The sequence below is a fragment of the Glycocaulis sp. genome (assembly GCF_052168375.1).
Lineage (GTDB): Bacteria > Pseudomonadota > Alphaproteobacteria > Caulobacterales > Maricaulaceae > Glycocaulis.
In genome coordinates this window covers 1-6925 of sequence record NZ_JBQLZR010000187.1, presented here as the reverse complement: position 1 = coordinate 6925, position 6925 = coordinate 1, and the positions used below count along the sequence as shown (strand labels likewise).

Sequence of the window (6925 nt, the reverse complement as noted above, 5' to 3'; positions counted from 1 at the left end):
CATTTGCGGGGCCTTGGCGCGCGCATCGAGGATGTGCGCCTGCCCGGCTACCGCTTTGGCGAGACGCGGCGCGAGGGCCTGCTGATTGCCGAGTACGAAGGCTATCACGAACATGCGGGTGCCATGGCGGAAAAGCCGGATGGCTTCTCGCCGGCATTCACGAAAATGCTGGAATGGGGCGGGCGCCAGAGCGAGGCGCGCTATCGCGAAGCGCTTGCCACGCTGGACGTTTGCGGTGTTGAGGCGGCAAAGGCCTTCTCGCGCGTTGATTTCATCGTTTCGCCCACTGCGCTCGAGACCGCCTTCCCCTTTGGAGCGCCTGTTCCGTCAGGTCAGGCAGACCTGACCGCCTTTGCCAATTTTGCCGGTATTCCAGCCACAAGCGTGCCCATGGGCGTAGGCGCAAGCGGGCTGCCGCTGGGCCTGCAGATCATGGGCCGGGCCGGAGACGACTACCGTTGCATGGCGCTGGCGACCGCCTTTGACGAGCGCTTGTCAGGCCTGCCCGCCACCGCACGGGCGGACTGAATGCAGGCAATGAAAGCTTCACACTATCAACACCATACAGGGAGAATATCATGCGATTGATTGTCTGGCAGATGCCGGTTCTGGCGCGCCATGCGGGCGAATGGGAAGGCACCTACACCTATATCGACACCGACAACAAGATCCTCGACGCCCACCGCTCGCACCTGACCTGCTCCTTTCCGGAGTCCGGTGAGCACGACTACTACCAGATCAACCGCTACACCTGGGATGACGGGAAGGCGGAGGAGCATCACTTCCCGGCGAAATATGCCGAAGGGCGCATCTGGTGGGATACAGACCGCATCGAGGGTTGCGCCTGGGAGATCGACCCCAAGACGGTTGTCCTGACCTGGAAGCGCAAGGACCTGCCGGAGGAATATCTCTACGAGATGATCCAGCTTTCGGACTGCGGCAACAAGCGTGGCCGTACATGGCACTGGTTCCGCAATGACGAGCTCTACATGCGCACAGTCATCAAGGAACGGCGGGTAAAATAGGCCCGCGCGTGACATTACAGGCAGGGCTGGCCTTGCCAGCCCTGCCGCGCGTGCCGAACCCGGTGCCGTCAGATGATGCCGCGCTCCGCCAGCGTGTCGATAACGCGCTGCTGGCGGGCCTTGTAGAACTCCCGGCCCGGCACGCTGACCTCGCCATCAGCCAGCAGCGAATTGGCCGGATGCAGCTGTGCCCTCGCGTATTCGCGCGCGTACAGCGCCGCTGGCGTGCGGGCGAGCAGGTTTGGCATGCCAGCGCGGTGGCGCAGGCGGCGGGCGAGGGCGATGTCCACCTCGCCATAGGCGCACATGGACGGGCCGGAGGCAGCCTCCGCAATCACAAGCCCCCTGGGATCAACGATCTTGGAGCCACGGTCGGCCGAGTTCTGCGGGATGGGCGTTCCCGTCATGCCGCCCGTATTGGCCGAGACCACATAGGCGATGTTCTCGATCGCCCTGGCCTGCTTGGCGATATTCTTGGGCGTCGCGAGCGGGCTGGCCGCTTCACTGGTCGGGTGGATGAAGACTTCCGCGCCTTTCATGGCATGGCAGCGCGCAATCTCCGGATAGAGGATTTCTTCAGACGCGATGGCAGCAAGCCGGCCGATCTCCGTATCGGCGACAGGAAAGAGCGCGTCCTCGCCATAGGCGTCGAGATAGGCGTCGAGCACGTCATACGGGCTTGGCGCATACATCGAGATAAGGCGGCGATAGCGCAGAACTGTGTCGCCCGCCGGCGACAGGACGAAGCAGGCCTGGAAATAGAGATCGGGAAAATGCGGGTCAGTCTCGTAGGCATTGCCGCCAAGATAGACCTGATGCTTTACCGCCAGTTCCGCCAGCGCCGCATATTCGCGGCCGTCGGGATCGAAGGCGGCCTTGGCGCGCCATTGCGCGGCCGTTTCGCCCATGGGAAAGCCGGTCAGTGCATATTCGGGAAGAACGACCAGCCTCACACCGTCCCCGATAAAGGCCTTCGACCCTGCGATCTCCCGGCTCATCCGCGCAATCGAGGCCATGACACGCTCGCGGGCTTCTTCAGGCCTCGCACAGTCGTTTACCGCCGCGCACAGGCTTTGCAGGGCAAGCGCGATATAGGCAGGGCCGGAAGGAGCAGGAGCGTTCATGGCGTATCCGTTGGCAAGGGTGGATTGAGAGGCTGGCGGGCAGGGCGAAACAGGTTAGAAGATATTGCAGAACAAGGGGGAGTTACCGGTGAATACCGTCCCGTCTCAGAAAAAAGCCAGGGTAAAGCTCGGTCCGGAGCTTATCGACGAGGCTTTGCCGACACCGCTTTACCACCAGATCTTTCTTGTGCTGCGTGACCGTATCCGGGCGGGTGATTTCCCGACCGGTTCCGTCATGCCCGGCGAACAGGAACTGACCGGACTTTTCAACGTCTCGCGCATTACCGTGAAGCGGGCGATGAACGAGCTTGCGGCGCACGGCTTTGTCACGCGTCATCGCGGGCGCGGCACGGTCGTGGCGTATAACGCTGCTGTACCAGTCGTCTATGGCCGTTTTGACACCCTTTTCGATGCGCTCAAGCGCATGGGGCTGGAAACCAAGGTCGCGCTTCTGGAAGTCGCGGATGTGAAGGCCGATGCCAGCCTGGCGGCGGAAATGAATCTCGACGAGGGAGAAATGGTGCAGCGGGCCGTGCGCCTGCGCAGCCTCGAAGGCGATACCTTCTCCTACCTGCTTACCTACGTGCCCGGCGACATTGCCAAATCCTACTCGCGTGAGGAGCTGGCGCGCGAACCGCTGCTCTCGCTTCTTGAGCGGTCGGGCAAGGTGGCGACCGAAGCCGAGCAGACGATTACCGCTGTCGCGGCAGAGCCGCATGTCGCCACACCGCTGAAGGTGTCGCCCGGTTCGCCATTGCTGCGCATCGTGCGGATCATGCGCGACTCCACCGGCCGTGCTGTCCAGCACATCACCGCCTATTACCGCCCTGAACGCTTCAGCTATCACATGCATCTCCAGCGCGATGGCGGTGACGGCCCGGCCTGGACGCCCGTCGACCGCAAATAGGCTTTCCCTGTCCGCCCAAGCGGGTTGACCGCAAAGGGCTTTGGCGACCAAATGGTATAGAGTTATACCAATTTCGCCAAGGACGGGACTGATGGACGCTGCGGGCTGGCTGACGCTTCTGCACCTGCTGATTTTTGTCTACTGGCTGGGCGCCGATCTGGGCGCCTTCCTGTCTGCCTCCGTGCTGGCAGATGCCAGCAGGACCGCGCCGGCCCGGATGGCCGCGGCAGGCATACTCCTCAATGTCGACATGGCGCCCCGCATGGCGCTGATCTTCGCCCTGCCGACAGGGCTGGCGCTGGCGGTTGCGAAGGGCTGGCTCACGCTGGCACCGTTCTGGGTGGTTTTCGCCTTTCTTGGCGCGATGGTCTGGGCGGCGATTGCCTGGCGCATTCACCTCGCGCATGGACGCGCCCCGGTGATCGCGCAACTCGACCGCTATTGGCGGATAGCTTTTGCGCTTGGCCTGCTCCTCGCCGGGCTTGCGGCTTTTGCTGGCTTTCTCCAGATGCCGGCCTTCCTTGCAGGCAAGCTGTTCATCCTTGCCGGCGCTGTCGCGCTGGGTCTTGCCATCCGCATTGTCCTGAAGCCGTTCGAAGCCGCCATCGGCGTGCTGGCGGCAGGCAAGGCCGATGACGCTACGAATGCAGTGATCGCCAGCGCCATTCAGCGAGTACGCATCCTCGTTGTCTTGCTCTGGGGCTTGCTTCTGGGTGCGGCGTGGCTCGGCCTCGCAACACCGGCCTGAGGGAGGAAAGCATGGCAGTCAGAAAAATGACGCTCGATGGCCTTGCCGCCCGCCTGGAGGCAGCCAGCGGCGTCGGCACGGTCAGTACCGACCCCGCCCGCTGTGCACTGTTATCGCAGGATGTCTGGTCGAAAGGGGAAACCGCGCTCGCCGTGGTCCGTCCGGAAAGTCAGCAGGCGGTGGCGGCATTGTTGCCTGTCATTGCTGCTGAAGGGCTGGCAGCCTTTCCTCGTGGCGGCGGCATGTCCTACACGGGCGGCTATACACCAGACCGTCCGGGCATCGTGGTCGATCTGGGCGCGCTCGACCGGGTTTTAGAGATCAATCGCGACGACATGTATGTCCGCGTCGAGGCGGGCTGCACGTGGGATACGCTTTACCGGGCCTTGAAGCCGCTGGGTCTGCGCACCCCGTTCTGGGGGCCATTGTCCGGTATCAGTTCCACGATTGGCGGCGGGCTGTCGCAGAACAACGCCTTCTTTGGTGCCGGGATTTACGGGCCGGGCAGTGACAGCGTGCTCTCGGTAACGGTCGCGCTGGCCGATGGCAGTCTCTTGCGGACGGGCAGTGCGGGCACAGCCGGCGGGCACCCCTTTTTCCGCCAGTACGGGCCGGACCTGACCGGCGTGTTTCTGGGCGATTGCGGTGCGCTGGGGTTCAAGACCGAGGCGACGCTCCGTCTCATACCCATGCCCGAACACGAGATGTATGGCTCATTCGCGTTTGCCGATGCCGATACTCTGACGCGCGCGATGAGCGAAGTCGCCAGAGCCAATCTAGCTTCGGAAGTGTTCGGGTTTGACCCCGGTCTTGCCCGGGTGCGCCTGAAGCGCGCGTCGCTCACCAGCGATGCCAAGGCCTTGGCAAAGGTCGTGACGGGGCAGGGCGGCCTGCTGAAGGGTGTCGCGGAAGGTGCCCGCATGGCGCTCGCAGGGCGCGGGTTTGTCGGCGAGGCAGACTACACCTTGCATGTCGTCGTCGAGGGGCGGTCAAAGGCTGGCACCGCAGACGATTTCGCGCGGCTGGAAGCGATGGCGCAGGGCGCAGGCGGAAAGCGGATCGAGAACACCATACCCAAGGTCATTCGTGCGAACCCGTTTACCCCTCTCAACAATATGCTGGGGCCGGAAGGGGAAAGATGGGTGCCGGTGCACGGCATCGTCCGCCACAGCGATGCGGCAGCCTGCTGGCAGGCGCTTGAGGACGCGTTTGCAGAGCGGCAGGAGGCCTTCGCCCGTCACAGCGTCCAGACCGGCTATCTGGTCACGACGCTTGGTACGACCGGTTTCCTCATCGAGCCTGTCTTCCTCTGGCCGGAAACGCTTTTTGCCCTTCACGAGGCAAGTGTCGAGAAGTCCTGGCTCGACCGTTTGCCGCGCCATGCCGACAATCCTGAGGCCAGCGCTGTCGTCGCCGAAGCGCGACAGGCCGTGATCGAGGTTTTCAGCCGCTTCGCAGCGGCCCATTTCCAGATCGGACGATCCTATCCGTTTGCAGGGACCCGTTCCGGCCCGGCACTGAACCTGCTGACCGGCATCAAGACGGCACTTGATCCGCACAATATCATCAATCCGGGCGTGCTCGGGCTGGAGGCTGAACGTTGAGTGCTACATTGATTGATGTCGCCAATCCCAGAACAGGCCAGGTGGACTACCGGTTTGAACCGGTCAGCGGCGCTGGCCTCGATGCCATGGCCGCCCGCCTGCGCGCTGGCCAGCGCGGCTGGGCGGCAAGGCCGGTGGAGGAGCGCTGTCAGGCCCTGACGGGCTGGGCCGCGGCCATTGAACGCCACAAGGACGCCATTGCTGCAGCGCTGGAGGCCGATACAGGCCGGCGCCGGATCGCGGCTCTGGAAGTTGACGGCGTGATTGCCTCCTTGAGGGGGTGGGCGGCTGCTGCGCCCGGCCTTCTGCCAGCGCCGCGCTGGGTGGAAGGCCGGTCAAACCCTGCAATCCGCCATATCGCGCAGGACGTGCCCTATGCGCTCGCAGGCGTCATCAGCCCCTGGAATTTTCCCCTGACCCTCTCGCTGATCGACACTATTCCTGCCCTGCTGGCAGGGTGCGCCGTGGTCGTGAAGCCGTCCGAGGTCACGCCCCGCTTTGTGGAGCCGCTGAATGTTGCCGTGGCAGAGGCAGGCCTTGCTGATGTCCTGGCCTTTGCGCCCGGTGCCGGCGAGACCGGTGCCCAGATGATCGACCGGGTCGATGTGGTCTGCTTCACCGGCTCGGTTCCGACTGGAAAGAAGGTGGCGGTGCGGGCTGCGGGTCGCTTGATCCCGGCCTTTCTGGAGCTTGGCGGCAAGGATCCACTGGTCATTCTGGAAAGCGCCGATCTCGACCGCGCCGTGACGGCTGCGCTGCGCGGCTCTGTGCTGTCTACCGGGCAGGCCTGCCAGTCGATCGAGCGCATCTATGTCGCCCGCCCGCTCCATGACCGGTTTCTGGCCCGTCTGGTCGAGGCGGCGCGCGCGGTTCGGTTCAACTGGCCTGACATCAATGCAGGCGAGATTGGTCCGATGATCTTTGCCCGGCAGGCGCAGATCATCGCCAGCCAGCTGGAAGATGCCGTTTCGAAGGGCGCGACGGTCCTGACCGGCGGCGTGGTTGAACGCCATGATGGCGGTTACTGGATCGCGCCAACCGTACTCGGCAATGTCACGCACGATATGAGCGTGATTACGGACGAGACCTTCGGTCCAGTCCTGCCGGTGATGGCGTTCGATACGGTCGAGGAGGCGGTGCGGCTGGCCAATGACACCGTGTACGGGCTGTCGGCCGCCGTCATCGCGGGCACGCTCGAGGAAGCCGAGGCAGTTGCGCGCCAGCTTGATGCCGGCGCTGTCACGCTGAACGATGCAGCCCTGACGGCCCTGTTCCACGAGGCGGAAAAGCAGAGCTTCCGGCATTCCGGTCTTGGCCCGTCGCGCATGGGCGCAGCCGGTTTGTTGCGCTTCCTGCGGCGCAAGGCGTTGATTGCGCAGACAGGCGCGCCTGCACCCCTGGCGGCTTTCAGCGAAGGCGGCTGAGCCGCCTTCGCCTCGCCCCTTACGCGAAGGCCTGATGGCCTGTGATGGCGCGTCCCAGGATCAGGGCGTGGATATCGTGTGTGCCCTCATAGG

General features: G+C 64.0%; 7 protein-coding genes. 6 read left to right on the top strand and 1 reads right to left on the bottom strand.

The features are described from left to right. Positions 1-528 (top strand): amidase family protein (locus ACTS2Z_RS07480; RefSeq protein WP_442572591.1); only part of this gene is annotated, 528 nt, incomplete at its 5' end. Positions 529-578: 50 nt separating this feature from the next. Continuing rightward, positions 579-1025 (top strand): DUF3598 family protein, encoded by a 447-nt coding sequence (locus tag ACTS2Z_RS07475; RefSeq protein WP_442572590.1) that lies wholly within the window; start codon positions 579-581, stop codon positions 1023-1025. A 68-nt stretch (positions 1026-1093) separates the two neighbouring features. Here the strand turns inward: ACTS2Z_RS07475 and ACTS2Z_RS07470 are convergent, their stop codons facing one another. After that, positions 1094-2149: a nitrilase-related carbon-nitrogen hydrolase gene (locus ACTS2Z_RS07470; RefSeq protein ID WP_442572589.1), complete on the bottom strand. Its 1056-nt coding sequence runs from the start codon at positions 2147-2149 to the stop codon at positions 1094-1096. 88 nt (positions 2150-2237) lie between these two features. Between ACTS2Z_RS07470 and ACTS2Z_RS07465 the strand changes: the two genes are divergently transcribed. The 4 genes from ACTS2Z_RS07465 (at position 2238) to ACTS2Z_RS07450 (ending at position 6832) form a co-directional block, all read left to right on the top strand. Further along, on the top strand, positions 2238-3056 hold the full coding sequence (locus ACTS2Z_RS07465; RefSeq protein WP_442572588.1) for a GntR family transcriptional regulator: 819 nt from the start codon (positions 2238-2240) through the stop codon (positions 3054-3056). 91 nt (positions 3057-3147) lie between these two features. Further along, complete coding sequence (locus tag ACTS2Z_RS07460; protein WP_442572587.1) at positions 3148-3804, top strand: hypothetical protein; 657 nt, start codon at positions 3148-3150, stop codon at positions 3802-3804. An 11-nt stretch (positions 3805-3815) separates the two neighbouring features. Continuing rightward, positions 3816-5408: an FAD-binding oxidoreductase gene (locus tag ACTS2Z_RS07455; RefSeq protein WP_442572586.1), complete on the top strand. Its 1593-nt coding sequence runs from the start codon at positions 3816-3818 to the stop codon at positions 5406-5408. Then, on the top strand, positions 5405-6832 hold the full coding sequence (locus tag ACTS2Z_RS07450; protein WP_442572585.1) for an aldehyde dehydrogenase family protein: 1428 nt from the start codon (positions 5405-5407) through the stop codon (positions 6830-6832). The genes ACTS2Z_RS07455 and ACTS2Z_RS07450 overlap by 4 nt, the downstream gene beginning before the upstream one ends. Positions 6833-6925 lie beyond the last annotated feature (93 nt).